A 25,471-nucleotide genomic window follows, 5' to 3' on the forward strand; every position below is an offset into this window, starting at 1 on the left:
GCGTGGAGTTTCTTTCTTGCGATGCCCACCCATATCGCAGAAAGGTGAGTTTGCCGATTTTCCGGCAGTTGTCACGCCGATTCATTGGCGAATCGGCGCCGATATTTAGCTTCTGCCCCTCAGGACTTCGATCTCCAAGAAAGAGGCGAAACCTTTTCATAAAGCCAATTGTATTGCGTCACCATCTGGTTTGTTCGCGTGTATTTGTACCCAATTATTGCGAACGCCAACAGAACGATAGTGTCGACGATATAGTATTGCAGCGTGAACATCGTGCCGTCGAACAACGCATGATGGATGAAGCGGATGGCGATCCCGAGCCCCAGAATGTAGAGCACGAGCTGGGTGTAGTTTCGCCATGTCTGGGCGCAGGCGCGGCCAGTCATCCAGGCAGCCCAGCCACCCAGAACGCAGGTGACGAAAAAGAACTGCCAGATCGAGGCTTCCTCGTAGAGAATGCCGTGCATGATGGATCCTCCTAGTGGCGGCCGCCTTCGAGATAGGCCGCGCGAACCTCTGGATTGGCGAGAAGGTCCTTGCCCGTGCCGCTCATCGTAACCACGCCATTGACCATGACATAGCCACGTGTCGCCAGCTTGAGCGCGCCGAAGGCGTTCTGCTCGACAAGGAATACGGTCAGGCCCTGGGTGCGGTTGAGCTCGCGGATGGCGTCGAAGATCTGCTTGACGATCAGCGGCGCCAGACCAAGCGAAGGCTCATCGAGCAGCAGCAGCTTGGGCCGTGCCATCAGCGCGCGGCCGATGGACAGCATCTGCTGCTCGCCACCCGAAAGTGTGCCACCGCGCTGGGCGATACGCTCCTTGAGCCTGGGGAACAACGTGAACACCTTCTCGACGTCCTCGTCGTAATATTTGAGGTTGTCGAGGCTGGCGCCCATCTGCAGGTTTTCCATCACCGTCATGCGCGGGAAGATACGCCGGCCTTCCGGTGACTGCGCGATGCGCAGCCTGGCGATCTCATGCGTCGGCAGGTCGGTGATATCGGTGCCGGCGAAGGTGATGGTGCCGCGGCGCGCCCTGGGCGTGCCGAAGATGGTCATCATCAGCGTCGACTTGCCGGCGCCGTTGGCGCCGATCAGGGCGACGATTTCGCCTTCGTTGACGGCAACATCGACGCCGCTAAGCGCACGGATGTTGCCGTAGTAGGTCTCGACACCCTTGATGTCGAGCAAAGCTCTTGCAGCCGTCACTTGCCACCTCCGCGCTTGGCTTTCGCCGGCTTGGCCGCTTCACGCGCCAGCGCCTTGGCCTGCCCCACCCAGTCTTCGCGCTCGATCCGGCCATCGAAGGCGAGATAGGCCTCCGCCGCCGCGATGTCCGACTTCTTCCATCCCGCCACCTGGTCGAAATGGAAGATGCCATGATCGTTGAGCTTCTTCTCGTTGACCGGTCCGATGCCCTTGATCAGGATCAGCCGGTCCGCCACGCCGCCGCGCGGAGCGGCAAGGACGTTGGCGATGGTCTTGGCAGCAGGCGCCTTGGCTGCCGCGGGCGCTTTGGTTGCCGGAGCCTTTGCGGGTGTCACCACAGCCTTGGCTGCGGGCTTGGCAGCCGTCGCCTTCACCGCGGGTGCCGTGGCCGGCTTGACCGCCGCCTTCACCGCGGGCTTACCAGTCGCCTTGGCGGCAGATGCCTTGGTGGCTGGCGCCTTCGACGCAGGCTTGGTCGACGTCGCTGTTTTTGGCGCCGCAGCTGGCTTGGACGACTTGATCTCGGCCTTGGCTGCAGGCGCTGCCTTCGGCGCTGGCGTTGGCTTGGAAGCATTCGCCGCCGCAGCTTTTGGCGCTGTTTTTGGAGCAGGCGTGGCCTTGCCCGCTTTCGCCGGCTCAACCGTCGCGGTCACCGCCTTCGGCGCAGTCACAGCTGGTTTTGCCGTCGCCTTGGTTGCGGGCTTCGCCGCCGGAGCCGTAGCCGGCTTTGCAGCGGCTTTCGGCGCATCAGCCTTTACCACTGCCGGTTTGGCTGCCGCGGTCTTCGCGGACGCCTTGGCAACAGGTGCCGCCAATGTCGTGCTCTTGGCAGGAGCTTTCGGCTTGGCCGGAGCTTTTGCAACAGGGGCGGCCTTCGCCGGCTTGGGCGCTGCCATCAGCCCAACGGCAGGTGCAGCAGGCGTATTCGCCTTCGGCGCCTTTGCCTTGGGCTTGGCGTCCGCCGCAGCCGAACGGGCGGCATCGCGGGCTTCGACCTGTGCTGCCTTCGACGCACCCTTGGATACGGTTACGACTTCGCCATGTCCGTCGCTGTGACCAATGGTGTCGCTGACCGGGCCGGCCATCATCGATGACGACGAGCCTGGACCATGCGCCGGATCGGGCACGCCTTCGAGCTCTTCTATCACCTGTTCGTCGCCAACCTCGACGAGGACGGTTGTGACTTCCTCGTCGTCGACGCCGAGATAGGCCGCGATGACCTTCGGATCGGTCCTGACCGACATCGGGTCGCCATCGGAAATCTTGCGACCGTATTCGAGCACCACGACGTGATCGGAGATCTGCATGACCACCGACATGTCGTGCTCGATGAGCAGGATCGACGTGCCGGTGTTGTTCTTGATGTCGATGAGCAGCGTGTTGAGCGCCAGCGACTCCTTCGGATTGAGACCGGCCGCCGGTTCGTCGAGGCAAAGCAGCTCTGGCCCGGTGCACATGGCACGGGCGATCTCGAGCCGCCGCTGCGCGCCGTAGGGCAGATCGCCGGCCGGATCGTCGGCGCGATCGATCAGCTCGGCCTTTTCGAGCCAGTGCTTGGCAAGATCGACCGATTCAGCCGATGCCTTGCGGTAGCCGCCGAGCCCGAGCAGGCCCATGACGGTGTAACCCGAGGCCTTCATCAGCTTGTTGTGCTGCGCCACCAAAAGGTTTTCGAGCAGTGTCATGCCCGAAAACAGCCGGATGTTCTGGAAGGTGCGCGCCACCTTGGCCTTGGCCGTGATCTGGAAGTCGGGCATGCGCTCGAGCAGGAACTCGGCACCTTCCCGACCATTGAATCGGATCATGCCCTCGGTCGGCTTGTAGAAGCCGGTGATGCAGTTGAAGACCGTGGTCTTGCCGGCACCGTTCGGACCGATCAGGGCGGTGATATCACCGCGCTTGGCCTCGAACGACAGATCGCCGATGGCAACCAGGCCGCCGAACTTCATCGACAGGTGTTCGACCTGCAGGATCGAATTGTTCATGGATGCGCTCGCGTTCATCAGCCGTGTCCTTCCTTGGTGAAGGAGCTGGAGATGGCTTTTCGCTCATGCAGGAAGGCAGTGGGTTCTCGACTGCCGACGAAACCTCGCGGCTTCCACAGCATCACGATGACCATCGCCACGCCGAACAGCAGCATGCGGTAGAGCTCCGGTGTGAAGTCAGGTCCGAACACGACCTTGAGGAACTCCATCTCGCGCAGGATTTCAGTGCCGCCGATCATCACCGCGGCAGCGACCGCGATGCCGACAAGCGAGCCCATGCCGCCGAGCACGACGATGGCAAGGATGATCGCCGATTCCAGGAAGACGAAGGATTCAGGCGAGACGAAACCCTGGCGCGCGGCGAAGAAGGAGCCGGCGAAACCGCCGAACATCGCGCCGGTGGCGAAGGCCGTCAGCTTGGTCGTCGTGGTGTTGATGCCGAGCGAGCGGCAGGCGATCTCGTCCTCGCGCAGCGCTTCCCAGGCACGGCCGACAGGCATGCGGCGCAGGCGAATGGTGACGAAGGCTGTCAGCAGCGCCAGAGCCAAGATGAGGTAGTAGAGGAAGATCTTGTAGTAGGCACCGGACTGGGCGATGCCGAGCACTTTGGCGATGTAGTTCGGGTCGGAGACGTTGAACGACATCAGGCCGAAGAAGCTGACCTTGGGAATGCCGGAGATGCCGGCCGCGCCATTGGTCACTTCGCGCCAGTTGATCAGCACCAGTCGGATGATTTCACCGAAGGCCAGCGTGACGATGGCGAGATAGTCGCCTCGAAGACGCAGCACCGGGAAGCCGAGCATGACACCCCAGAAAGCGGCCATGAAGCCAGCCACCGGCAGCAATATCCAGAACGACCAGCCGAGATGCGTCGCCAGCAATGCGTAGGCGTAAGCGCCGACGGCATAGAAGGCGACATAGCCCAGGTCGAGCAGGCCGGCGAGACCAACGACGATGTTCAAGCCCCAGGCGAGCATCACATAGATCAGGATCTGGATGCCGAAATTGTCGACCCACTTGAGCGAGCCCTGGAAGCCGGATGCCACGGAGCCGTTGATAAGCGTCAGTGCGACCACCACAAAGATCGGGTAGATCACCAGAACGCCGATACCCAGCGCCGAAAAATGCGCGTGGATGAAGGCGCGGAAGTAAAACAGCACCGATGCCAGGGCGTAGATGATCGCCAGCGCCCGGAAGAAGCGCATATAGCCAGCGAGGCCAGCCCCGAAAATTCCGTCAAGCGAACCGGCGAAGATCATCAGCGCGGCAGCGATCGCGAGCGCCGCGATGAAGTAGGGCAGCCGGAAGAACCGCGTCCCCACGCTGTCGGGCAGCAGGCCGCTGGCGACATTGACGATCTTCTGCCGCGCCATGAACGGCTGACCATAAGCGACGTAGACGAAGCGTACGATCATCACCAGGCCAACGACGATGGCGAGCAGGCCCCAGCGTGGAACGAGGATCAGCTCGTTGGAGATGTTCTGGTCGGTCCTGAGACCGATGAACAGGAAGAACAGGCCGAATGAGATGGCGCCCGCATAGAGCGCCTCCTTGAGGCCGCGCTGGATTGGCGTTGCGGTCTCGTCGCGCATGGCTTGTGCGATATTGGCCATTGTCTCAGACCTTCTCGACTTCGGGCCGGCCAAGGATGCCGGAGGGCAGGAAGATGAGCACGATGGCGAGGATCGAGAACGCCGCGACATCCTTGTAGTCGATCGAGAAGTAGGCCGACCACATGCTCTCGATGAAGCCGATCATCAGGCCGCCAAGCATGGCGCCCGGCAGCGAGCCGATGCCGCCGAGAACAGCCGCCGTGAAGGCTTTGACCCCGGGAACAAAGCCGTCGGAGAAGGCAACGACACCGTAATACATCAGGAACAGCGTGCCAGCGACGGCGGCAAGGGCCGCGCCCATGACGAAGGTGATGGAGATGGTGCGGTCGACGTCGATGCCGAGCAGCGCTGCCATCTTCCGATCCTGTTCGCAGGCGCGCTGAGCGCGGCCAAGCGAGGTCTTGTTGACGAGATACCAGAACAGCGCCAGCAGCGCGACGGTGACGACGACGATGATGATCTGCTTCAGCGAGATCGAGATGCCGTTGACGTTGTAGACCGTCGAGACCATCGGCGGGATCGGCTTGTTGCGCGGACCTTGCGTCACCTGGACGAAGTTCGACAAAGCGATCGACATGCCGATTGCCGTGATCAGCGGCGCCAGCCGGAACGAACCACGTAACGGCCGATAAGCGACCTTTTCGATGGTCCAGTTGTAGAGGCTGGTCATCACCATCGCCACGACCATCATGACGAGCAGGAACAGCACGACATGGACCGAGACAAAGATGCTGCTCAGGATCAGGAACACGATCAGCGCAATGAAGGCGCCGAGCATGAAAATGTCGCCATGGGCGAAATTGATCATGCCGATGATGCCATAGACCATCGTGTAGCCAATCGCGATGAGGCCATAGATAGACCCCAGCGTCAGCCCATTGACCATCTGCTGGACGAAATACTGCATATGGATGCGGCTCCCCTGGAATGTCGCGCCATGCGCGCATTCCTTTTGATATTTCCCCTAGTCCTAAAGTTTCGAGCCTGGATTGCAACGTGATTCTTCAACCCGTTGCCGCTTGCCGGACAGCGTTTTCCGCCGCCTCTGTTTTATGTTGTCCAAGCCCTGGACTATCGCGAACCTATCATTGGCTCAACGCAATGTCTTTGCCGATTCCGGTGATTTTGCGCGCCATGATCGAAGAATGTAGCGCCAAAATACGCAACCGCAACAGGTCCTTGCGTCTCGCCGATGGTCTCCTTCCTAAGAATGTCTAGACATATTGGCTACTCCTGCTCCCTGCCATACGACTATTTGACTATGAATCCATGCGCGAACGGATCACGATCGTCGATGAAGATGGTGTTCAATCCAGTCATCCGCGCCCAACCGCCGATCGAGGGAATGATCGCCTTCTTGCCGGCCATCTCGACCTCGCGTTCGACCCGTCCCTTGAACAGCGAACCGATGATCGATTCGTGCACGAAATCGTCGCCCGCCCTGAGCTTGCCCTTGCCGTGAAGCTGCGCCATGCGCGCCGACGTGCCGGTGCCGCAGGGCGAGCGATCAATGGCCTTGTCGCCGTAGAACACCGCGTTGCGGGCGTGCGCCTCTGCATGCTTCGGCTCGCCCGTCCACAGCATGTGCGACAGCCGGTTGATGCCGGGATTTTCGGGATGCACGAACGCGTATTTCTCGTTCAGGCGCTGGCGCACGACCGGGCTCCAGGCGATGAAATCGCCGGCGGTGTAGTCAGCCATGTCGCGGTAGTTTTCCTGCGGCTCGACGATAGCGTAGAAGTTGCCGCCATAGGCGACGTCGACCTTGATCTCGCCAAGCACCGGGCACTCCACCGAAAGCCCTTCGGCATAGAGGAAGGACGGCACGTTGGTGATGCGCACCTCCTCGACATAATCGCCGACCTGCTTGTATTCGGCGATGACGAGGCCGGCCGGCGTATCGAGGCGCAGCGTGCCGGGCGTCTTCGGTTTGATCAGCCCGTGCTCGATCGCCATCGTCACCGTGCCGATGGTGCCATGGCCGCACATTGGCAGGCAGCCGGAGGTCTCGATGAACAGGATGGCGACGTCGCAATCCTCGCGCGTTGGCGGATAGAGGATCGAGCCCGACATCACGTCATGGCCGCGCGGCTCGAACATCAGCCCGGTGCGGATCCAGTCGTATTCGGCGAGGAAATGCGCCCGCCGTTCCATCATCGTCGAACCTTCGAGGCGAGGGCCGCCGCCCGCCACCAGTCGCACCGGATTGCCGCAGGTGTGGCCGTCGATACAGAAGAAGGAATGGCGCGCCATGGAGGTACCTTGCGTCAGAAACGTTGTGCCGAAAAGGGGGTGAGATCGAGAGCCGGCTTCTGGCCGAGCATGCGGTCGCGCACCAGCCGGCCGGTGGCGGCCGCCTGGGTCAGGCCGAGATGGCCGTGGCCAAAGGCGTAATGCACGTTGGGATGGCTGCGCGAGCCACCGATGACCGGCAGCGAGTCGGGCAAGGACGGGCGATAGCCCATCCACTCACGCCCGCCAGACGGGTCGAGTCCCGGCAGGAATTTTTGCGCCTTTTCCAGCATCGCCTTCGAGCGGGCATAGTTCGGCGCGCGGGCCAGCCCACCAAGCTCGACCGCGCCGCCGACACGCAGGCCGGTGGTAAGCGGGGTGATGACGAAGCCATGTCCGGAGAAGATCAGCTGGCGCTTCACATCGAAGGCACTGGTAGGAAGCGTGGTGTTGTAGCCGCGCTCGGTTTCGAGCGGGATGACATCGCCGAGCTGGCGCGCCAGCAGATGCGACCAGGCGCCCGCGGCGATCAGCACCTGGCGCGCGAAAAGCGTGCGACCCTGCTTGAGCTGGATCAGGATGCGGTCCCCGGAGAGCCTGACAAGCCCGACATCGCCTTTGACAAGGGAAGCACCGCTGGATTCAGCGTGGCGCCAGATCGCCTTGCCGAGGTCCTTCGGGTCCGACACCGTCTTCCAGCCGGGCACGAATGTGCCGCGCGTGAAGCGATCGACGAGGCCGGGCTGATAGCCGGCAAGCTCGCGCTTTTCGAGATGCTGGTAGGCAATGCCGAAACGGTCACGCGCCGCCCAGCTCGGTAGCGCCGCCTTGAACTCCGCCTCGCTCTCATAGAGCTCCAGCGAGCCGTCCTCGCGCAGCATCGATCCGGTGCCCGATCGCGCCATCAGTGATGCCCATTCCTGCTCGGCGAGCTTCATCAACCCGACCTGCGCCGCAAGGCTCGCCTCGTAATTGGCGGGTGCCCCGGCACGCCAGAAGCGATAGAGCCATGGCGCGAGTTTTGGCAGATAGGCGGGCGGAATGGTGAGCGGGCCAAGCGGATCGGCGAGCCATTTCGGCACGTTGCGCATCATGCCCTTGTGGGCAAGCGGCAAGACATCGGAGAAGGCGAAGGCACCGGCATTGCCGGAGCTGGTTTCCTCGCAGATGCCGGTTCGATCGAACACGGTCACCTTGCGGCCAGCTTCAACGAGATAGGCAGCCGCCGCGATGCCGACGATGCCGGCACCGATGATGGCGATGTCGATCTCGTCGACTGCTGAGCTCATCCCATGCCTCCCCCGAAGCGTTCTTCCCCGATCAGAACTTCGGCAGCGCCGGGCGGACGGCAAGAGCATCCTTGATGATCTTTTCCGCTGCGTTGCGGCGCTCGCCGGATAGTGGCTTGCGCGGCATCCGCACGCGATCATTGGAACCGATCGCCAGCACTTCCGCCAGCTTGATGTTCTGGACCAGATAGGTCGAGACGTCGAGATCGAGCAGGGGACGGAACCAGCGGTAGATGGCGAGCGCCTCTTCGCGCCGGCCTTGCTTCATCAGCTGGTAGATGGCGACCGTTTCGCGCGGGAAGGCAACGACCAGACCGGCGACCCAGCCGATGGCACCGACCGAAAGAGCCTCAAAAGCGAGGTTGTCGACGCCGGTGAAGAGATCGTAGCGGGTGCCGAGGCGGTTGATGATCTCGGTCGAGCGGCGGATGTCGTCGGACGATTCCTTGACCGCAACGAAGCGCTTGTCGGACGCCAGTTCCTCCATCTGGTCGACGGTGACGTCGACGCGGTAGGCGAGCCGGTTGGAATAGATCATCACCGGCAGGTCGCCGGCTTCAGCGACGGCACGCAGGGCGGCAACCGTCTCTTCCGCATTGGTGTGGTAGATCGGGCTCGGCACGACCATCAGGCCGGAGGCGCCTTCCTTGGCGGCGCGCTTGGCGATCGCGGCCGCCTCGCGGGTGCCGGCCTCGTTGACCGTCAGTAGCACCGGCTTGCCGGCGGCGACCTTCTGGGCCGTCTTCAGCACTTCGATCTTTTCGTCATGCGAAAGCATCGGGCCCTCGCCGAGCGAGCCGGCGACGATCAGGCCGTCGCATCCGGCCTCCATCTGCAGCGCGAAGCAACGCTCCATTTCGGCATGATCGAGGCGATCGTCTGCCGTGAACTTGGTGGTGACTGCTGGGATGACTCCGGCCCACATGGCGCTTTCTCCATCTGATATATCACTGATATATGACGAAGCGGCCACCGTTGTCAATTGGCATTCGCATCTGATATATCAAAAATATATCATTGAGCTTTCAAGAGATTCGGTCATGCAAGCTGAGAAACTGGAACCGGCTGCGACGAGAGCCTATCTTGAGCTGGAACGGCTGATCGTTACCCTCGAACTCGCCCCAGGCAGCATTGCCACCGAAGGCGGACTGATCGATCGGCTCGGCCTCGGCCGCACACCGGTGCGCGAAGCGATCCAGCGCCTGGCCTGGGAGGGGCTGGTCGAAATCAGGCCGCGTGCCGGCCTGGCGATCGCGCCGCTGCACCCCGGCGACTGGCTGCGCGTGCTCGACGCGCGTCGCGGCATCGAGCAGGTACTTGCCCGCTCTGCAGCCCGTTTCGTCACCCGCGACGCCGCCAACCAATTCCATGCCGCGGCCCTTGCGATGCAAAAGGCGGTGTTGTCAAGCGACGTGCTCGGCTTCCTCGAAGCCGACAAGGCGCTCGATGAGGCACTCGCACTCGCCGCCGACAACGACTTCGCCGCTCGCCTCGCAGCACCCTTGCAGACCCACAGCCGCCGCTTCTGGTTCCGCTACCAGCGCGACACCGGGCTCGCCGCGTCGGCCGAACATCACGTGGCGCTGATCCGTTCCATTCTCGAGCATGACGAGGAAGGTGCGGCCCAGGAAGCCGAACGGCTGATGTCGATGTTGCGCGCCCACGCCGAAGCGGCGGCAACGCGTTGACGCTGCTTGAGGCAATCAGTGCCTGGGTTCGGTTTCCCGAACGTCCTCGATTGAACTCTCCCAGCCGTCACCGGCGGCGAGCACGCAACTGCGCCCCGTGACATCCAACATCAGCACGGTCCAGGTGCCGTCGTCAGAGACGTAGATTTCGATGATGGCGGCGTCGCTGGCGACGCCGTAGCCAAAGCGTCGCTCGTGAAAACTGTCCGTCAGACCAGCGACGATAGCATCATGATTGCTGCAAAACAGCTCGGCGACTGCAGGCGTTGCCGGCAGCATCAGCGCAACGCCGAGTGCTGCCAGCCCGCTTGTGCGAAATGCGAGCGTAAGTGCCATTCGACACCTCCTTGCCGCCGCATCTGTACGGAAAGGTCAGGGCACATCTTAACACGAACGGCACACAGAAGGCCCCGGGGCATAGGGCTGTTCAATCGCTTGCTCCGACAACAGGATATGAAGCTGTAGCTCCGGCAACCCAACACGCCAAAGACAGGGACAAGCAGCGGCACCTCAGCCCTTCGCGGCTTCGCAGTCCGGCATCTTGGCGATGGCCTCGTCGCCCACCAGTTTTCTGAGGTTCAGAGACGACATCAGCGGGAAGTATTGCTCGTCCGCCTTGCTGCGCATGTAGATCTCCGCCATCAGCGGCCCCGGATTTATGGCGCCGTCGCGGCAGCCGCCCGCGATCGTCACCGCTATGCTGCCTTTGCCGTCTTTCCTGCCAGTCGCCTTGAAGGCGCGCGCCTTGGCCTGCGCCGCAGCCAGCCGGGCCCGATCGGCCTCGGCGACGCGGGCGACCTGGATTCGTTCGAAGGAAGGACTGGCCGAGACCCCTGGCGCATTGTCGCCGGCGACGATTTCGAGCGGCAGCTTTTCGTCGATCGGACCATAGGGCGCTGGTGCATCCATGACAAAATGCAGCACGACATCGCCAGTGCGCAGCCTGAGCGGGACAGGCATGACTGCCGCGACGCTGATCTGCTCCGGTGCGATCTCCAGCGGGTCGAGGCCGGCAAGCTTGGTCAGCGCCATCGGGTTGAGCGAGGCGCAGGCAGACAGCGCCAGCAGCCCGGCCAGCGCCGCAATCGAACGTCCTTGAGCCGACATAATGCCTCCATATGGTTGTTTGACAGCGCTGACTTATTGTTTTACGATAATTTTTGCAAACAGAATTTGAAGAGGCAAGAAATGAAAGCTGCACGCGAACGTGCCCGGCTGCTGAGTCGGCGGATGGAGATGCTGATTTCGGCTTTGATGGGCGTCGTCGCCCTGTTTGTCGCCTACGGCCTGTGGCTGGCCTGGTCGGACCCGACCTGGATCGGCAATTTCGTCATCGAAAAATTGGCACTTCCCAAGCCGGCACAGCTGTCGGCTTCAACGGTACTGTTGCTGGCGACGGCATTTCTCGCTCAGGCGGGGCTGCTGATCTGGGCGCTGCAGACGCTGCGGCGGGCGTTCCGCGAAATCGCGCTGCATGACATTGTCGGTGCCGAGAGCGCCCGCTTGATGCGGCTCTCGGGCATCGCCTTCCTCGCCAACGCGATTGCGATGATCCTGGCTCCGCCCTTGGTTTCGCTGATCGTCAGCCTCGACATGCCTGTCGGCCAGCGTTTCCTGGCGATCAGCTTCGGCACGCACGAGCTGCTCGCCGTGATTCTGTCGGGCATACTGATCGTCTTCGGCCACCTGCTTGCAGTGGCGTCGGAGATCGACGACGACAACAAGCGGTTCATCTGACATGCCGATCGTCGTCAATCTCGATGTCATGCTTGCGCGCCGCAAGATGCGCTCGAAGGAGCTCGCTGCCAAGGTCGGCATCACCGAACAGAACCTGTCGCTGCTCAAATCCGGCAAGGTTCGCGGTGTGCGCTTTTCGACGCTGGCGCGCATCTGCGCCGAGCTCGATTGCCAGCCGGGCGACCTGCTGGAGTATCGGCCGGGGCCGGAGGAAGAGGATGAAACGTAAAACGGGCGCCCAAGGGCGCCCGTTTCATTTCAGTCTCGGGAGATACGTCAGTTCATCGTCGGGATGACGAACTCCGCACCATCCTTGACGCCCGACGGCCAACGCGAGGTCACCGTCTTGGTCTTGGTGTAGAAGCGGAACGCGTCCGGACCATGCTGGTTCAGGTCGCCGAAGGACGACGCCTTCCAGCCGCCGAAGGTGTAGTAGGCAATCGGCACCGGGATCGGCACGTTGATACCGACCATGCCGACCTGGACGCGCGATGCAAAGTCACGAGCGGCATCGCCGTCGCGGGTGAAGATGGCAACGCCGTTGCCCATTTCGTGGTCGTTGGCGAGCTTGATGGCGTTCTCGTAGGTCGGCGCGCGCACGACCGACAGAACCGGGCCAAAGATCTCTTCCTTGTAGATGCGCATGTCAGCGGTGACATTGTCGAACAGACAGCCGCCCATGTAGAAGCCGTTCTCGTAACCCTGCATCTTGAAGCCGCGGCCGTCGACGACGAGCTTGGCGCCTTCCTTGACGCCGATGTCGACGTAACCCTTGATGCGCTCCAGCGCCTCACGCGTCACCACCGGGCCGAAATCGGCCGAGGAGTCGGTCGAGGGGCCAACCTTCAGGCTCTCGACGCGCGGGATCAGCTTTTCCATCAGCCGCTCGGCGGTGTCGTGACCGACAGGCACGGCAACCGAGATCGCCATGCAGCGCTCGCCGGCCGAGCCGTAGCCGGCGCCGATCAGCGCATCGACGGTCTGGTCCATGTCGGCGTCGGGCATGATGATCATATGGTTCTTGGCGCCGCCGAAGCACTGGACGCGCTTGCCGTTGGCGCAGCCACGGCTGTAGATGTACTGGGCGATCGGCGTCGAGCCGACGAAGCCGACGGCCTTGATATCCGGATCGTCGAGGATCGCGTCGACGACAGTCTTGTCACCGTTGACGACGTTGAGAATGCCCGCCGGAAGACCAGCTTCGAGGAATAGTTCGGCGATGCGCATCGGCACGCCCGGATCGCGTTCGGACGGCTTCAGGATGAAGGCGTTGCCGCAGGCGATCGCCGGAGCGATCTTCCACAGCGGGATCATCGCCGGGAAGTTGAACGGGGTGATGCCGGCGACGACGCCGAGCGCCTGGCGCATCGAGTAGACGTCGATGCCGGGGCCCGCGCCGTCGGTGAACTCGCCCTTCATCATGTGCGGGGCACCGATGCAGACTTCGACGACTTCGAGGCCGCGCTGGATGTCGCCCTTGGCGTCGGCGATGGTCTTGCCATGCTCGCGCGCCAGCAGTTCGGCCAGCGAGTCGTATTCCTTGTTGACCAGTTCGAGGAAACGCATCAGCACGCGAACGCGGCGCTGCGGGTTGGTGGCGGCCCATGCCGGCTGCGCTGCCTTGGCGTTTTCGACAGCGGCGCGCAGTTCCTGCGCCGAGGCAAGTGCTACGGTAGCACGCACCGAGCCGTCCATCGGCTGCAGAACGTCCTGCTTGCGTCCGCTGGTGCCAGCGACATGCTTGCCGCCGATGAAATGACCGTAATCGACCATCGTCTCTCTCCCAGTTGCTTGTTGATGGCTCATTGTCCTGCTTAAAGCGCGCATATGCAACGCGAGGGCGAACGCAACCGTTGTGCAAAAAATAAAGGCCAAGAGGAGCTTGAATGCGATTTCATGCATAGTAGGGTGCAGTCGTTCCTTCTACCCGTCTCATGGGGAGAAGATGGCCCGAAGGGCCTGATGAGGGGGCAGCGCTTTGTTGGCAAGCCCAGAAATGCCCCCACCTGCCTGCCAGCATCCTCTGCCCGTAAACGGGTGAGGAACGACGTCCGCAATGGAGGCCTTCGATGAACTGGGATGACGTCCGCATCTTCCTCGCCGTGGCCCGCACCGGCCAGATCCTTGGCGCGGCACGCCGGCTGGAGCTCAACCACGCAACGGTTTCGCGGCGCGTCGCAGCACTCGAAGAGGCCTTGAAGACAAAGCTGTTCCGGCGGCTGACCACCGGCAGCGAACTGACGCCAACCGGCGAACGCTTCCTCGAAGTCGCCGAGCGCATGGAAGCTGACATGCTGACCGCCCGCGCCGAGATATCGGGCGAAGGCGACGAGGTGTCGGGCACTGTGCGCATCGGCGCGCCCGACGGTTTTGGCGTCGCCTTCCTGGCGCAGCGTCTCGGCACGCTGACCGCGCAACACGCCGACCTGCGCATCCAGCTGGTGCCGGTGCCCAGGACGTTTTCGCTGTCCCGACGCGAAGCCGACATCGCCATCACCACGGAACGGCCGAGCGAAGGCCGGCTGGTGGCGGCAAAGCTGGTCGACTACTCGCTCGGCCTGTTTGCCTCGCGCGCTTATGCGGAGGCACATGGCCTGCCCGCCTCGCGCTCGGAACTGTCCGGCCATCGCCTGATCGGCTACGTGCCCGACCTGGTTGTCAGCCCCTCGCTCGACTATGCCGCCGAGTTCAGCCCTTCGTGGGAATCCGCCTTTTCGATTTCGTCGGCGCTCGGCCAGGTCGAGGCGGTGCGCTCGGGCGCCGGCATCGGTATCCTGCACACCTTCATTGCCCGCACCATCTCGGAGATCGTGCCGGTTACGGCGATCGCGCCGATCCGCCGCGCCTACTGGCTGGTCTATCACGAGTCCGTCCGGCCACTGCGCCGTATCCAGACCGTGGCGGGTTTCATCACCAAGTCGGTGGAACGCGAACGGGCGCTGTTCATCTAAACCCTTCCGACAATTTCGCACATCCGCTAACATCGCCGCTCCATACGAGGAAACGGATTTGCTGCCCCGCCCCTACGCAGAATTGCTGCGCAAGGCCCGGCGCGCCACACGACGCGCCGACGAGGCCGAGGACCTGCTGCAGATAGTGCTTGTCGCAGCCGTCGAAGCGGGACGCACCGACCTGTCGAAGATCGAGAATCGGCGCTGGCTGGAAGGCGCGTTGCGCCGCCGCGCCGCCTTCGACGCGCGTTCGGCAGTGCGGCGGAAAAAGCGTGAAGCGCCATTCGCGGTCGGCAGCTGCGAACCAACGCCCCATGAAACTGCGCCGGTCCGCTTCGTGGCGACTTTGCCGCCCAGCCTGCGCACGACGACGCTGCTGGCTTTGACCGGCCATACCCGACAGGAAATCGCCTGGCTGCAGCGCCTTGCCGATCCGGCCCTTCGTCAGCGCATCTCCGAGATCCGGCAGCGCTGGCTGGCGTTTGGCGGCGATCCCGTTGGAGAAATTCCGGGCCTGTGCGGCACACTTGCCTTCGGCAGCATCAGGCGCTCCCTGCTCGCGTTGGCCAGGCAACCGGGAGCCCTGCTCGCCAGCCACGATCCCGACGGGCACCTTTTTGTCATCGGCACCTCACAAAACCCGGCTGCACGGCAACCTAGCAGACGTGCAACCGAAATCACGGAGTGACCAAATGTTCGGCAAAAGCAAACTCGGCAACATCTGCTACTACGTCTCGGACATCGACAAGACGGAAGCGTTTTATCGCGATGTCATGGGCCTCGATGTCCAGCGCATGGAAGGCGACGCGGATACAGGAGGCGACTGGCTCATCGCCCAGACCGTAAACGGCGTCGACCTGATCTTCTTCAGGATGGAATCGCGCCCGGGCAACTCACCGATCATCGTCTTCGAAATCGCCGAGGGCGGCATCGACGACGTCGTTTCAACCCTCGCCGACAAGGGCGTGACCATCGTCACCCCGGTGAGTCACGCGCCGGAGGGCTGGTCGTCTGAATTCGCCGATCCCGACGGCCATGTCATCTCGATGTACCAGTCGGCGGAAGCGCCGCGCTCGCTGAAGAAGGTGGCCTGACCTCAGCCCCAAAAACGCGCTGGGCCGAGCCCGCTGATATCGATCTCCGGCTCGCGGCCGGAGATCATGTCGGCCAGGATTTTCCCCGAGCCGCAGGCCATGGTCCAGCCAAGCATGCCGTGGCCGATATTGATGTAAAGGTTCGGCAATTTCGTCCTTCCCAGGATCGGCGGACCGTCCGGCGTCATCGGCCGCAAGCCGCACCAGAAATGCGCCTCGCGCAAATCGCCAGCACCGGGAAACAGCTCGCCCAGCGACCGTTCGAGCGGGGCACGGCGCGATTCGTGCAAGGTCAGGTCGAAGCCAGACATCTCGACCGTGCCGCCGATACGGATGCGATCGCCAAGCCGGGTGATGGCGACCTTGTAGGTTTCGTCGATGACCGTCGACACCGGCGCGGCAACCGCATTGGCAACCGGCACGGTCAGCGAGTATCCCTTCAGCGGATAGACCGGCAAGCGCTGGTGCAGCTTGCGCATGAAGCGCTCGGAGTAACTGCCCGCAGCCAGGACGAACGCGTCGGCCTCTCCGGGACCGTCGGCTGTGATGCGTTGGACTTTTCCGGCCCAAGCATCGATCGAAAAGACCTTCTGGCCGAACTTGAACACGACACCGCGCTCGACGCAGAGTTCCGTCAGCCGTTGGACAAACAATCGGCAATCGCCGGTTTCGTCGTCAGGCAGGCGCAGGCCGCCGGCGATATCGTGGCGTGCGCCGGCCAGGCCCGGCTCGGCTGCAATGCAGCCGGCAGCGTCGAGGATTTCGTAAGGCACCTCGAACTTGTCGAGCACGGCCAAGTCGGAGCCGATGCCGTCGAGTTGCTCCTGGGTTCGAAACAGCTGCAACGTGCCGTGGCTGAGTTCGTCATAAGCGATGTCGGTGCCTTCGCGCAGTACACGCAGCAGGTCGCGGCTGTATTCGGCGAGCGGCACCATCAAGGACTTGTTGGCCTGGTAACGCTCGGCCGTGCAATTGCGCAGCATCCGGGCGAGCCACATCCACATCTTGGGATCGAATTTCGGCCGGAAGGAAAATGGCCCGTCCTTCATCGCCAGCCATTTGAGCGCCTTGAGCGGCACCCCGGGTGCCGCCAGCGGCGAGGCACAGCCAGAGGAGATCTCGCCCGAGTTGGCGTAGCTGGTTTCTTGCGCCGGTCCCTTCTGGCGGTCGTAAACGACCACCTCGTGGCCCGCCTCGGCCAGGTAGTAGGCGGTCGTCACCCCGATGACGCCACCACCGACGACTATGACCTTCATTGCGCCCCCAGATGCATGCCCTCGAAACCTGGTTCCGATTTCGGGGCATACAGAAACTCAAGCTTCTACAACATCGGTGCCCTCGAACATGACGCGGACGCTGTAGAACGGCGCCCGTCAGGCCGCCGTGGGGCCTGGGTCATCGCCATTTCCCGAGATGTGCCGGATTTTTCTCGGCGCGCCAAGGGGTTGTGGCTCATCGGCACTGAACACCAGCACCGGAAAGCGACGGTCCGCCAGGTTTGGGCGAACTTCCGGCGTCGCTATTCCCGGCCGCGCCGCCTCCGGCTGGTAGTGGATTTCGTCAACACGGATGGTCTCGGTCTCACCACGGCCGCAGTCGACAATGATCGACTGGCCCTTGCGCAAGCCGAGCAGGGCAAGCCCGCGCGGCACGGTGATCGGGATGATCTGGCCGACCATGCCGTCCATCGGCCCATGCGCGACAATACGGGTATGGGGTGCACCGCCATCGACGCTGAAAGTGACGCGGCTGTTCAACGTCACCACGTCGGCATCGGCTTCGTTCGAAAACACCACATGTGCCGACGCGAGCTTCCGGCGCAAAAGTGCCACCAGCGGGCCGCCCGACCACGCCAGGCGGTCGAGCATCGTCTTGACGATGGCGAAATCCTTGGTCGTCAGCTGACATTTGGACATGGCTTGTCTCCGCAAGCACCGGTCGTTGCCCGGCATGCAGCGCCGGGCGTCAAGGTGAACGCACGGGCGGGATTTCAGAATTGGGCTGGTTGGAGCTCGCGGCCCGTCAGTTGGCGTCCGCGCGCGGTGCTTCGACGGCAACGATCTCGAGTTCGAGACGGCGGCCGTCGCGTGACGTCCAGGCGACCGACTGGCCTTCGCGAAGGCCGATCAGCGCCGCACCCACAGGTGTCAGGATCGAGACCTTGCCTTCGGCAATGTCCGCCTTCCCGGGATAGACCAGCGTCACCGTCTTGACCTCGCCGTCGCCACCGCGGAACGTCACGGTCGAGCCCATGCGCACGACATTGGCCGGGATACGGCTGAGCGGCTTGATCTTGGCGCGCTCCATTTCGGCGAGCAGTTCCTCGGCAATGCCCGGCAGGCGTTCGAGGCTGGATTCGGCAAGGCCGGTCAGCCTGGCATGGTCGTTTTCGCTCACCACGATCTCATGTTCGCGGCGCTGCTTGATGTTCTGGCGCAATGGATGCCTCATAGATTCTCGTCCGGCCGTCGCGGAAACGCGCGCGACCGGTCCGTCCGCGCAAACGGACGTTTCCAAATGTTCAGACCGTTCCGCTACGCGTTCCGGTTCTCATGATTCATGCGTTGAAGAATGTGCCCCTGGGGCTCGGACGTCGCAAAGCGACCGAGCCGGGGCTAGGATCCCGCGATAGGGCAGACCCGAAACAGGGCAAAGCTGCCAATATGAGCGTAGGTGAACATAGGCGAAGGGTCGCCGACCCTGCCCTGCTTGTCAAGGGCGGCAGCCGGAAGGCCTATCCGGCCAAGTGCCGGAAGGCTGCGACAACCTCGTCGTAAACCCTGCGCTTGAATGGCACGATCAGCTCCGGCAGCTCGAACATCGGCTTCCACGCCCAACGGTCGAATTCGGCCGAATGGCCGCCGGGAGGCGGATTGATGGCAATCTCGCTTTCATCGCCCTCGAAGCGGAAAGCGAACCATTTCTGCGTCTGGCCGCGATATTTCCCCTTGAACGCGATACCCAGAAGATGCGGCGGCAGGTCGTAATTGATCCAGTCGGGCGCCTCGGCAAGCAGGCTGACGCTGCGCATGCCGGTCTCTTCGTAAAGCTCGCGCATGGCCGCCGGATATGGCTCCTCGCCCTTGTCGATGCCGCCCTGCGGCATCTGCCACAGCTGGTCTGTATTCGACAATTCGCTGTCCGGCTCGGCGATGCGGCGCCCGGCCCAGACCATTCCCCTGGCGTTCAGCACCATGATGCCGACGCAGGGGCGGTAAGGCAGATCTTCAGGCGCGTTCAGGGTTTTCGACATCGTTTCCTATCCTCGTTCGGGGTCGCTCGCCACAGCCGAAATCGGCACGATCTCGATGCCGCGCTTGCGTGCCTCGCTTGCCCATGAGGCCACGGCGTCGACCGTGACGTCGAACGCATTGCCGGTTCCGATGGCAAAGCCCTTGGCGCGCGCCGTCCGCTCCAGCTCGTCGAGCTTGTCGAGGATCGCGCCACGATCCTGCACGCCGTCGATGATGGCATCGCCGGTCGCAAACGGCACGCCGTTCTTCAGCGCCGTCTCGGGCGCCAGGCTGCGTGCCGAAGAGCCGTCATCGACATAACCGATGCCGCGCTTGCCGAGCTCGGCCATCATCACACCCATCGCCTCCGGGCTCGTCGAGAAGCGCGCGCCCATATAATTCATCACGGCGGTGTAGTTGGTCGTCCGCGACAGCGTCCAGCGCAGGTTCTTGAGGTTTTCGTCCGAACTTGCGTCGACCGTCAGCGTATTGCGTCCGGGATTGACGTTGGGAAAATCGAATGGCTCCAGCGGCACCTGCATGACGATCTCGTGGCCCTCGCGCCGCGCCGCCTGCATCCAGCGGCCAAGGCTGTTGCCCTGTGGCGCGAAGCCAAGCGTGATCTCCGGCGGCAGCTTGCCGATCGCCGTCTGGGTTCCGGTCTGCGACAGTCCGAGCCCGCCGATCACGATCGCCACCCGCGCCCCGCGCGCACCCGACCAGGCCCGGGCATAGACGTCGAACGGGCGGCGCCCGTCGGCGGCGCGGATCGGCAACGGCCCGGCCGCGCTGTCCTCGATCAGTGCCTTCTCCGGCAGGTGGGCAATGCGCACATTCTGCCCGACGGCCGACGGGTCGCGGACGACCACGGCACCACCCTCGCTCTCGGGTGGATTGACGCGGATGATCTGCGGGCCGCCGCTGGTCGGTGCCGGTTTCGGCTTGGCCACGGGCTGGGCCGGGGCGGCAACAGGTTCGGGCACCGCCACCGCAACAACTTCGGGCGTGCGAAACGGCTTCTGGCGAAATGCAATCGAGGCCGACGCCGCTACCAGCGCCACAATGCACAGTCCGGCAAGCAGCGGGCCCTTGCGCAACCAGGCGAAGCGCTTGCCGGCTGGACGGCGCGGCGCCTGTCCGAGCGGACGGTCGATTTCCTTTTCGATCTGCACCAAGCCGCTCTATGGCCGAAGCCAGCCTCCCCGAATCAAACTGCCGGAACCTTGCGGTCCCGGCAGCATGGCATTGTCATGTTGAGCAGGCCAGCGCTTCGCCGGCCGCCCCTTACTGCTGGTTCATCACGGCCTTGTCGGGGTTGGGCGGGAAGGCCGGATCGGTCTTCTGTCCGCGCAACAGCTCCAGCGCATAGTTGAGCTGCAGGTCGTCCTTCGGCTCCGGCGGCACATAGGCTGCCGAGCCCGACCCCTTGTCGCTTTCCTCAGCACCCTTGATGTGGCCCTTGAGCTCGGATTCGCCACGCGTCACGTCGCGGCCCTGCAGGTCTGCCGGCAGCGGCTGGTCGACCTTGATGTCGGGCGTAATGCCCTTGCCCTGGATCGACTTGCCCGACGGCGTGTAATAGAGCGCCGTCGTCAGCCTGAGCGCGCCGTTCTCGGCCAGCGGGATGATGGTCTGCACCGAACCCTTGCCGAAGGATTGCGTGCCCACCACGGTCGCACGGCGCAGGTCCTGCAGCGCGCCGGCCACGATTTCCGAGGCACTCGCCGAACCGCCATTGATCAGCACGATCAGCGGCTTGCCGTCGATATCATCGCCAGGACGCGAGTCGAAGCGGGTGATGTCCTTCGGATCGCGGCCACGAGTCGAAACGATCTCGCCACGGTCGAGGAAGGTGTCGGATACGCTGACCGCCTGGTCAAGCAGGCCGCCCGGGTTGAGGCGCAGGTCGAGCACATAACCCTTTAGCTTGTCCGTCGGGACCTGCTTCTTGATCGTGTCGATCGCATTCTGCAAGTCATCGAAGGTCTTTTCGGTGAAGGAGGTGACCTTCAGGTAGCCGACGTCGTTGTCGACGCGGAACTTGACGGCCTTGACCTTGATGACGTCGCGCATGATCGACAGCTCGATCGGCTTGTCGGCGCCTTCGCGCAGGATCGTCAGCTTGATCGGCGTGTTGATCAGGCCGCGCATCTTCTCGACCGCGTCGTTCAGCGTCAGGCCGCGAACCTCTTCGCCGTCGATCTTGGAGATGTAATCGCCGGCCAGAACGCCAGCCTTGGCGGCAGGCGTGTCGTCGATCGGCGTGATGACCTTGACCAGCTCGTTTTCCATCGTCACCTCGATGCCGAGGCCGCCGAACTCGCCCTTGGTCTGGACGCGCATGTCCTTGGCGGCTTCAGCGTTGAGATAGGACGAATGCGGATCGAGCGAGGTCAGCATGCCGTTGATGGCGCTTTCGATCAGCGCCTTTTCGTCCGGCGGGGTCACATACTGGCCGCGCACGCGTTCGAAGATGTCGCCGAAAATGGCGAGTTGGCGGTAGGTTTCGGAACCCGCCGCATTCGCTGTCGAGCCAGGCGCGCCGTACACCAGGCTCATCGCTGAGCCCCCCATCAGCGCCCCGGCAAGCAGAAGCGACAGTTTACGCATCATCTCATGTCCTTCCAGAGGTACGGTCCGCCCACCACGGGGTCGGATCGACGGGTTTTCCATCCTTGCGGAACTCGACATAGAGTTCCGGCGTCGCATTCGCATTGTCCGAGGCTGAGGTGCTCGCCACCCTCGCCTCTCCCATCGCACCGATCGGCTCGCCTGCTAGTACGGACTGACCCGGCGCGACGCTGATTCTGCTCATCCCCGCCAAGACGACATGATAGCCATCGCCGGCGTTGAGGATCAAGAGTTGACCATAGGAGCGGAACGGCCCCGCATAAAGAACGCTTCCATCCGCCGGAGCGGTGACGATGGCGCCCGATTGTGTCGCAACCATGTCCCCAAGCATGGTTCCGCCTATGCCGTCGTCGGCACCGAAGCGGCGTTTTACCCGCCCGGAAACAGGTAGCGCCACCTGCCCCTGGAGCAAGGAAAACGGTGCGGAAGCAACAAGTTGGTTGGCATCGGGCACCACAGGAACGACGGGTTCGTTTGCTGCCTTTGCAGCCTCCTCCGCCTGCTTCCTTGCAGCTTCCGCGTCGGCCGTCTTCTTCGCCGCCTGCTTGTCGAGCGAGGCGATCAAATCTTTGAGACTTTCGGCCCGCGCCGCAAGTTCGGCCGATTTTTTTGTTTCGTCGGCAAGCGCGATCTCGGATTCCGAGCGCAGCCGGCCCTTGGCTTCGAGCAGCAGGTCAAGCCGCGCCTTTTCGCCTGCCTGCGCCGTCATAGCGGTTGTCAGGCGGTCGCGCTCCGCCTCGATGGAGGCGACCACCCGCGACAACTCCTTGAGGTCGGCCATCAATATCTCGGTTTCCGAGCGCAACTCGGGCACCACGGCGCCGAGAAGGATGGCGCTGCGGATCGACGACAGCGCGTCCTCCGGCTTGACCAGGATGGCCGGCGGCGGATTGAGGCCCATCCGCTGCAGCGCACCCAGAACCTCGGCGAGCACGCCACGGCGCATGTTGAGCGAGGTACGGATGCCCGCCTCCTGCTCCTTCAGCCCCTCGAGCTTGCCGGCGATGTCTTCGATATCCTGGGCAAGCTTGCGTTCTGTCTTGGCCGACTGGATCAGCGCCGCCGTGATCGAAGCATGATCTTTCTTCACCTGGGCGATCTCGGCCGCCAGCTTTTCGCGCCGCTCGGCTGAAACCTCGATGACGCGCGACAGATTCTCGAGTTCGGACCGGGTTCGTTCCGGATCCGGCAAGGGCGGCCCCACCTGGGCCGACGCAACCCCACAGGCAAGCGCAATCCAGCATGCCGCGACGATGCCGCGGCATGGTTGAAGCCACGCCTTCACTGGGGTACTCCGCGCCATGCGATGATCCGGTTGTAAGCTTGCGACTCTAGCGGCGGCATCGTTAACGAACCATCAACCATGTTTGGCCGGCATAGCCGCTCGGGAGCCTTGACCAGCCATTTTGTCGAATTCCGGGCATTTCACGCGCGGTGATAGGGATGCCCTGAAAGAATGGTTGCGGCGCGATAGAGTTGCTCGCCGAGCATGATGCGGACCATCTGGTGCGGCCATGTCGCGGCGCCGAAGGAAATCAGCATGTTGGCTTCGTTGCGCAACGCCTTGTCATGGCCGTCGGGCCCACCAATCGCGATCATCAGTCCGCGCTGGCCGCCATCGCGCAACGCGGCAATCTTGTCGGCGAATTGTTGTGAGGAGAAGTTCTTGCCGCGCTCGTCGAGCAGGATCAGCGCTGTTCCAGAGACCATCTGGGCACGCAGCCTGTCGGCTTCCTCGCGCCGCCGCTCGTCAACATCGCGGGCGCGGCTTTCGGCGATCTCGGTAACGCCGGAAAAGTCGAAGCCGAGCGGACCACCGCTTTTCGAGAACCGGTCGAGATAGCGGTCGGCGAGTTCCTTCTCAGGGCCGGCTTTCATCCGGCCCACGGCATGTATCGCTACCTTCATCCCTGGCGTCTAACGGTTCAATGAACCGTTTCTTCCTCTAGATCCGGCGCCTGCCACATCTTTTCGAGATTGTAGAACTCGCGGATCTCGGGCCGGAAGATATGGACGATGATGTCGCCTGAATCGATGAGCACCCAGTCGGCGCCCGACAGCCCCTCGACGCGGGCAGTGCCGAGACCGGCATCTTTCAGCGCTGTGAGGAGATGACCGGCAACCGCCGCGACATGACGGTGCGACCGGCCCGAGGCGATGACCATATAGTCGCCTAGGCTCGATTTCCCCTGGATGTCGATGGAGACAATATCTTCGGCCTTGGAGTCTTCCAGACTGACAAGGACTGTTTTGATGGCGCGGGCAACGGCGTCGAATTCGCCTATCCCGGCCGGCGAAGGCATAATTTCCGCCTTCTTCCGAAGTGCTGTTCTCAGTGTCTTTCCTTTCCGACAGGAACAACCAAATCACCCTGAACTCGGGCGACACCATTCAGATAGGCAGAGTTGGGCTACAGTTTCAAGACAGCGACAACAAGTTGATCGCCCGGCCGCTTCCATACCTGCCCTGCTCAAGGCTCGGCCGATGGCGGCAACTGCGCCGACATGGGCGAAAAGCTGCCCGCCTCGCCCGCCGGCACCGCCTGGTTGATGCGCAGCCGCCAGAGCACGAATACTGTGAACAGGGCGGCTACGGCAATCGCGACATACATGAAAGCCTGGGTGCCGTAGAACGCGGTCAGCAAGGTACCGAGGCCAGGCACGATGAAACCCGACAGCGACCAGGCAAACAGCATGCTGCTCGACAGCGCCACGAGATCGTCCTTGTGGGCGCGGTCGCTGGCATGCGCGCTCGACAGCGAATAGATCGATTCGCTCGCTCCGCTCCACACCACATAGATTGCGACCATGACCGGCAAGGCACTGCCGTCGAAACGGTTTGCGGCCAGACCGGCGATCACCACCAGAAGCCCCGCCGCCACCAACACATAGCGCCGGTCGGTGCGGTCGGAAATCCAGCCGAACGGAATCTGGAACAGCAGCGTGCCGAGCGGCATGGCAAACAACAATGTGGCCACCTCCTGCTGGCTGAAGCCGCTCGCCGTCGCGTGGATTGGAGCAAAGCCGGCGATCATCATCGACAGCCCGCCGACGGCCAACATGCCGGCAACGCCGACGGGGGAGATGCGCCACGCGCGCCCCAGTGCGACCGAGGCCGCCAGCGGCGGCGGTGGCTGGCGCAGGCGGGTCAGCCCCACGGGCAGGATCGAAATGGCCGCGAAGGCAACACAAAGCAGCGGCGCCTGCGGCGTTGCGATGTCGATGAAGCGCAGCAGGAACGAGCCGACGCCGAGGCCGACGACATAGGCGACATAGAAGGTCGCCATGACCCGGCCGCGTATGTCGTTACCGACAGCATCGTTGAGCCAGCTCTGGGCCACGATGAACAGCCCGCAGATAGCAAAGCCGTAGAGCACCCGGGCGGCAATCCAGATGAGCGGGAACGGCCCGGCCGCCACGGCGACGTTTGAGAGTACGATCAGCGCGGAGAACACCATATAGGCGCGTGCATGGCCGACGCGGCGCACCAACGTGCCGGTGAGCATGCAGCCGGCCAGGCCGCCTGCCGAAAGTCCGGTCAGGATCGAGCCGGCCCAGGTCGGCGCATAGCCCGCAGCGCCCAGGCTGACCGGAATGTAGCCGAACATCAGGCCATTGCCGACGGCGAGCAGCGCCATCGCCAGGATCACGCCGGCAACGGCAATCGCCGGCGTGTGTTCGCCCTCCTCGGCCGTACTCGTGTCGTCCCGCTGATCCATGCAGCAACGTCGCTCGTCCAGGGCTTGCGCGCAGCCGCAATTGCGACATGGACCATGCCGACCAAGCCAAAAAAAGTCGGGCAGGCGTCG

Annotated in this window: 27 protein-coding genes; 6 read left to right on the forward strand and 21 right to left on the reverse strand. The window is 63.2% G+C overall.

Annotated elements, in window-relative coordinates; translation table 11 throughout:
• Positions 1 to 119: 119 nt before the first annotated feature.
• The 8 genes from J1C56_RS19250 to J1C56_RS19290 form a co-directional block, all read right to left on the reverse strand.
• Entirely contained in the window at positions 120 to 467 is a 348-nt protein-coding gene (locus J1C56_RS19250; RefSeq protein WP_214391660.1) for a DUF6867 family protein, read from the reverse strand.
• Positions 468 to 478: 11 nt separating this feature from the next.
• Complete coding sequence (locus J1C56_RS19255) at positions 479 to 1,210, reverse strand: ABC transporter ATP-binding protein (RefSeq protein ID WP_184768004.1); 732 nt, start codon at positions 1,208 to 1,210, stop codon at positions 479 to 481.
• Complete coding sequence (locus J1C56_RS32985) at positions 1,207 to 3,213, reverse strand: ATP-binding cassette domain-containing protein (RefSeq protein WP_246591585.1); 2,007 nt, start codon at positions 3,211 to 3,213, stop codon at positions 1,207 to 1,209. The genes J1C56_RS19255 and J1C56_RS32985 overlap by 4 nt, the downstream gene beginning before the upstream one ends.
• Positions 3,213 to 4,787, reverse strand: a complete 1,575-nt coding sequence (livM, locus tag J1C56_RS19270; RefSeq protein ID WP_420797419.1) for a high-affinity branched-chain amino acid ABC transporter permease LivM — start codon at positions 4,785 to 4,787, stop codon at positions 3,213 to 3,215. Before livM ends, J1C56_RS32985 begins: the two co-directional genes overlap by 1 nt.
• Positions 4,788 to 4,812: 25 nt before the next feature.
• Positions 4,813 to 5,715: a branched-chain amino acid ABC transporter permease gene (locus J1C56_RS19275; protein ID WP_214391662.1), complete on the reverse strand. Its 903-nt coding sequence runs from the start codon at positions 5,713 to 5,715 to the stop codon at positions 4,813 to 4,815.
• 344 nt (positions 5,716 to 6,059) lie between these two features.
• Entirely contained in the window at positions 6,060 to 7,061 is a 1,002-nt protein-coding gene (locus J1C56_RS19280) for a 4-hydroxyproline epimerase (protein ID WP_214391663.1), read from the reverse strand.
• A 14-nt stretch (positions 7,062 to 7,075) separates the two neighbouring features.
• The gene (locus J1C56_RS19285) at positions 7,076 to 8,329 is read right to left on the reverse strand and encodes an NAD(P)/FAD-dependent oxidoreductase (protein WP_214391664.1); all 1,254 of its coding nucleotides are present in this window, start codon (positions 8,327 to 8,329) and stop codon (positions 7,076 to 7,078) included.
• 31 nt (positions 8,330 to 8,360) lie between these two features.
• Positions 8,361 to 9,254 carry a dihydrodipicolinate synthase family protein gene (locus J1C56_RS19290; protein ID WP_214391665.1) on the reverse strand — a complete coding sequence of 298 codons (894 nt, stop codon included), beginning with the start codon at positions 9,252 to 9,254 and terminating at the stop codon, positions 8,361 to 8,363.
• 115 nt (positions 9,255 to 9,369) lie between these two features.
• On the opposite strand from J1C56_RS19290, the gene J1C56_RS19295 reads away from it, so the two are divergent.
• Complete coding sequence (locus J1C56_RS19295; RefSeq protein WP_214391666.1) at positions 9,370 to 10,017, forward strand: GntR family transcriptional regulator; 648 nt, start codon at positions 9,370 to 9,372, stop codon at positions 10,015 to 10,017.
• 15 nt (positions 10,018 to 10,032) lie between these two features.
• On the opposite strand, the gene J1C56_RS19300 is transcribed toward J1C56_RS19295, so the two are convergent.
• A complete protein-coding gene (locus tag J1C56_RS19300; RefSeq protein WP_246591587.1) occupies positions 10,033 to 10,353 on the reverse strand; it encodes a hypothetical protein in 321 nt (106 codons plus the stop codon).
• A gap of 174 nt (positions 10,354 to 10,527) precedes the next feature.
• Positions 10,528 to 11,124 (reverse strand): hypothetical protein, encoded by a 597-nt coding sequence (locus J1C56_RS19305; protein ID WP_214391667.1) that lies wholly within the window; start codon positions 11,122 to 11,124, stop codon positions 10,528 to 10,530.
• Positions 11,125 to 11,205: 81 nt separating this feature from the next.
• Here J1C56_RS19305 and J1C56_RS19310 point away from each other — a divergent pair, with 81 nt between their 5' ends.
• Together J1C56_RS19310 and J1C56_RS19315 are read left to right on the forward strand one after the other, a co-directional pair.
• On the forward strand, positions 11,206 to 11,754 hold the full coding sequence (locus J1C56_RS19310) for a hypothetical protein (protein WP_214391668.1): 549 nt from the start codon (positions 11,206 to 11,208) through the stop codon (positions 11,752 to 11,754).
• 1 nt (position 11,755) lies between these two features.
• On the forward strand, positions 11,756 to 11,983 hold the full coding sequence (locus J1C56_RS19315) for a helix-turn-helix domain-containing protein (RefSeq protein ID WP_214391669.1): 228 nt from the start codon (positions 11,756 to 11,758) through the stop codon (positions 11,981 to 11,983).
• Positions 11,984 to 12,030: 47 nt separating this feature from the next.
• Here J1C56_RS19315 and J1C56_RS19320 read toward each other — a convergent pair whose 3' ends face one another.
• Positions 12,031 to 13,527: a CoA-acylating methylmalonate-semialdehyde dehydrogenase gene (locus J1C56_RS19320; RefSeq protein WP_214391670.1), complete on the reverse strand. Its 1,497-nt coding sequence runs from the start codon at positions 13,525 to 13,527 to the stop codon at positions 12,031 to 12,033.
• Between the two features lie 296 nt (positions 13,528 to 13,823).
• Between J1C56_RS19320 and J1C56_RS19325 the strand changes: the two genes are divergently transcribed.
• From J1C56_RS19325 to J1C56_RS19335, 3 genes are all read left to right on the forward strand, one after another.
• A complete protein-coding gene (locus tag J1C56_RS19325) occupies positions 13,824 to 14,705 on the forward strand; it encodes a LysR family transcriptional regulator (RefSeq protein WP_214391671.1) in 882 nt (293 codons plus the stop codon).
• Between the two features lie 82 nt (positions 14,706 to 14,787).
• Positions 14,788 to 15,393, forward strand: coding sequence for a transcriptional regulator (locus J1C56_RS19330; RefSeq protein ID WP_246591589.1), 606 nt, complete (start codon positions 14,788 to 14,790; stop codon positions 15,391 to 15,393).
• 4 nt (positions 15,394 to 15,397) lie between these two features.
• Positions 15,398 to 15,799, forward strand: coding sequence for a VOC family protein (locus J1C56_RS19335; protein ID WP_214391673.1), 402 nt, complete (start codon positions 15,398 to 15,400; stop codon positions 15,797 to 15,799).
• 2 nt (positions 15,800 to 15,801) lie between these two features.
• On the opposite strand, the gene J1C56_RS19340 is transcribed toward J1C56_RS19335, so the two are convergent.
• The 10 genes from J1C56_RS19340 to J1C56_RS19385 form a co-directional block, all read right to left on the reverse strand.
• A complete protein-coding gene (locus J1C56_RS19340) occupies positions 15,802 to 17,055 on the reverse strand; it encodes a D-amino acid dehydrogenase (RefSeq protein WP_214391674.1) in 1,254 nt (417 codons plus the stop codon).
• Positions 17,056 to 17,172: 117 nt separating this feature from the next.
• The gene (locus J1C56_RS19345; protein ID WP_214391675.1) at positions 17,173 to 17,715 is read right to left on the reverse strand and encodes a GreA/GreB family elongation factor; all 543 of its coding nucleotides are present in this window, start codon (positions 17,713 to 17,715) and stop codon (positions 17,173 to 17,175) included.
• A gap of 106 nt (positions 17,716 to 17,821) precedes the next feature.
• Complete coding sequence (rnk, locus tag J1C56_RS19350) at positions 17,822 to 18,250, reverse strand: nucleoside diphosphate kinase regulator (RefSeq protein ID WP_214391676.1); 429 nt, start codon at positions 18,248 to 18,250, stop codon at positions 17,822 to 17,824.
• Between the two features lie 283 nt (positions 18,251 to 18,533).
• Positions 18,534 to 19,052, reverse strand: a complete 519-nt coding sequence (locus J1C56_RS19355) for an RNA pyrophosphohydrolase (protein ID WP_214391677.1) — start codon at positions 19,050 to 19,052, stop codon at positions 18,534 to 18,536.
• Between the two features lie 6 nt (positions 19,053 to 19,058).
• Positions 19,059 to 20,207 (reverse strand): divergent polysaccharide deacetylase family protein, encoded by a 1,149-nt coding sequence (locus J1C56_RS19360; protein WP_214391678.1) that lies wholly within the window; start codon positions 20,205 to 20,207, stop codon positions 19,059 to 19,061.
• A gap of 109 nt (positions 20,208 to 20,316) precedes the next feature.
• Positions 20,317 to 21,645 carry a S41 family peptidase gene (locus J1C56_RS19365; RefSeq protein WP_214391679.1) on the reverse strand — a complete coding sequence of 443 codons (1,329 nt, stop codon included), beginning with the start codon at positions 21,643 to 21,645 and terminating at the stop codon, positions 20,317 to 20,319.
• A gap of 1 nt (position 21,646) precedes the next feature.
• Positions 21,647 to 22,966 carry a murein hydrolase activator EnvC family protein gene (locus J1C56_RS19370; protein WP_214391680.1) on the reverse strand — a complete coding sequence of 440 codons (1,320 nt, stop codon included), beginning with the start codon at positions 22,964 to 22,966 and terminating at the stop codon, positions 21,647 to 21,649.
• A 122-nt stretch (positions 22,967 to 23,088) separates the two neighbouring features.
• Positions 23,089 to 23,571 carry a 23S rRNA (pseudouridine(1915)-N(3))-methyltransferase RlmH gene (gene rlmH, locus J1C56_RS19375; RefSeq protein WP_214391681.1) on the reverse strand — a complete coding sequence of 161 codons (483 nt, stop codon included), beginning with the start codon at positions 23,569 to 23,571 and terminating at the stop codon, positions 23,089 to 23,091.
• A 17-nt stretch (positions 23,572 to 23,588) separates the two neighbouring features.
• Complete coding sequence (rsfS, locus tag J1C56_RS19380; protein ID WP_214391682.1) at positions 23,589 to 23,966, reverse strand: ribosome silencing factor; 378 nt, start codon at positions 23,964 to 23,966, stop codon at positions 23,589 to 23,591.
• Positions 23,967 to 24,133: 167 nt separating this feature from the next.
• Positions 24,134 to 25,381 (reverse strand): MFS transporter, encoded by a 1,248-nt coding sequence (locus tag J1C56_RS19385; RefSeq protein WP_214391683.1) that lies wholly within the window; start codon positions 25,379 to 25,381, stop codon positions 24,134 to 24,136.
• Between the last annotated feature and the right edge of the window lie 90 nt (positions 25,382 to 25,471).

Origin of the sequence: Aminobacter anthyllidis (assembly GCF_018555685.1) — a bacterium.
Taxonomy (GTDB): domain Bacteria; phylum Pseudomonadota; class Alphaproteobacteria; order Rhizobiales; family Rhizobiaceae; genus Aminobacter; species Aminobacter anthyllidis.

Coding starts and splice junctions, on each gene's coding strand:
- J1C56_RS19250 (WP_214391660.1), bottom strand. CDS start 467: ATGCACGGCATTCTCTACGAGGAAGCCTCGATCTGGCAGTTCTTTTTC.
- J1C56_RS32985 (WP_246591585.1), bottom strand. CDS start 3,213: ATGAACGCGAGCGCATCCATGAACAATTCGATCCTGCAGGTCGAACAC.
- livM (WP_420797419.1), bottom strand. CDS start 4,787: ATGCGCGACGAGACCGCAACGCCAATCCAGCGCGGCCTCAAGGAGGCG.
- J1C56_RS19275 (WP_214391662.1), bottom strand. CDS start 5,715: ATGCAGTATTTCGTCCAGCAGATGGTCAATGGGCTGACGCTGGGGTCT.
- J1C56_RS19280 (WP_214391663.1), bottom strand. CDS start 7,061: ATGGCGCGCCATTCCTTCTTCTGTATCGACGGCCACACCTGCGGCAAT.
- J1C56_RS19285 (WP_214391664.1), bottom strand. CDS start 8,329: ATGAGCTCAGCAGTCGACGAGATCGACATCGCCATCATCGGTGCCGGC.
- J1C56_RS19290 (WP_214391665.1), bottom strand. CDS start 9,254: ATGTGGGCCGGAGTCATCCCAGCAGTCACCACCAAGTTCACGGCAGAC.
- J1C56_RS19295 (WP_214391666.1), top strand. CDS start 9,370: ATGCAAGCTGAGAAACTGGAACCGGCTGCGACGAGAGCCTATCTTGAG.
- J1C56_RS19300 (WP_246591587.1), bottom strand. CDS start 10,353: ATGGCACTTACGCTCGCATTTCGCACAAGCGGGCTGGCAGCACTCGGC.
- J1C56_RS19305 (WP_214391667.1), bottom strand. CDS start 11,124: ATGTCGGCTCAAGGACGTTCGATTGCGGCGCTGGCCGGGCTGCTGGCG.
- J1C56_RS19310 (WP_214391668.1), top strand. CDS start 11,206: ATGAAAGCTGCACGCGAACGTGCCCGGCTGCTGAGTCGGCGGATGGAG.
- J1C56_RS19315 (WP_214391669.1), top strand. CDS start 11,756: ATGCCGATCGTCGTCAATCTCGATGTCATGCTTGCGCGCCGCAAGATG.
- J1C56_RS19320 (WP_214391670.1), bottom strand. CDS start 13,527: ATGGTCGATTACGGTCATTTCATCGGCGGCAAGCATGTCGCTGGCACC.
- J1C56_RS19325 (WP_214391671.1), top strand. CDS start 13,824: ATGAACTGGGATGACGTCCGCATCTTCCTCGCCGTGGCCCGCACCGGC.
- J1C56_RS19335 (WP_214391673.1), top strand. CDS start 15,398: ATGTTCGGCAAAAGCAAACTCGGCAACATCTGCTACTACGTCTCGGAC.
- J1C56_RS19340 (WP_214391674.1), bottom strand. CDS start 17,055: ATGAAGGTCATAGTCGTCGGTGGTGGCGTCATCGGGGTGACGACCGCC.
- J1C56_RS19345 (WP_214391675.1), bottom strand. CDS start 17,715: ATGTCCAAATGTCAGCTGACGACCAAGGATTTCGCCATCGTCAAGACG.
- rnk (WP_214391676.1), bottom strand. CDS start 18,250: ATGAGGCATCCATTGCGCCAGAACATCAAGCAGCGCCGCGAACATGAG.
- J1C56_RS19355 (WP_214391677.1), bottom strand. CDS start 19,052: ATGTCGAAAACCCTGAACGCGCCTGAAGATCTGCCTTACCGCCCCTGC.
- J1C56_RS19365 (WP_214391679.1), bottom strand. CDS start 21,645: ATGATGCGTAAACTGTCGCTTCTGCTTGCCGGGGCGCTGATGGGGGGC.
- J1C56_RS19370 (WP_214391680.1), bottom strand. CDS start 22,966: ATGGCGCGGAGTACCCCAGTGAAGGCGTGGCTTCAACCATGCCGCGGC.
- rlmH (WP_214391681.1), bottom strand. CDS start 23,571: ATGAAGGTAGCGATACATGCCGTGGGCCGGATGAAAGCCGGCCCTGAG.
- rsfS (WP_214391682.1), bottom strand. CDS start 23,966: ATGCCTTCGCCGGCCGGGATAGGCGAATTCGACGCCGTTGCCCGCGCC.
- J1C56_RS19385 (WP_214391683.1), bottom strand. CDS start 25,381: ATGGATCAGCGGGACGACACGAGTACGGCCGAGGAGGGCGAACACACG.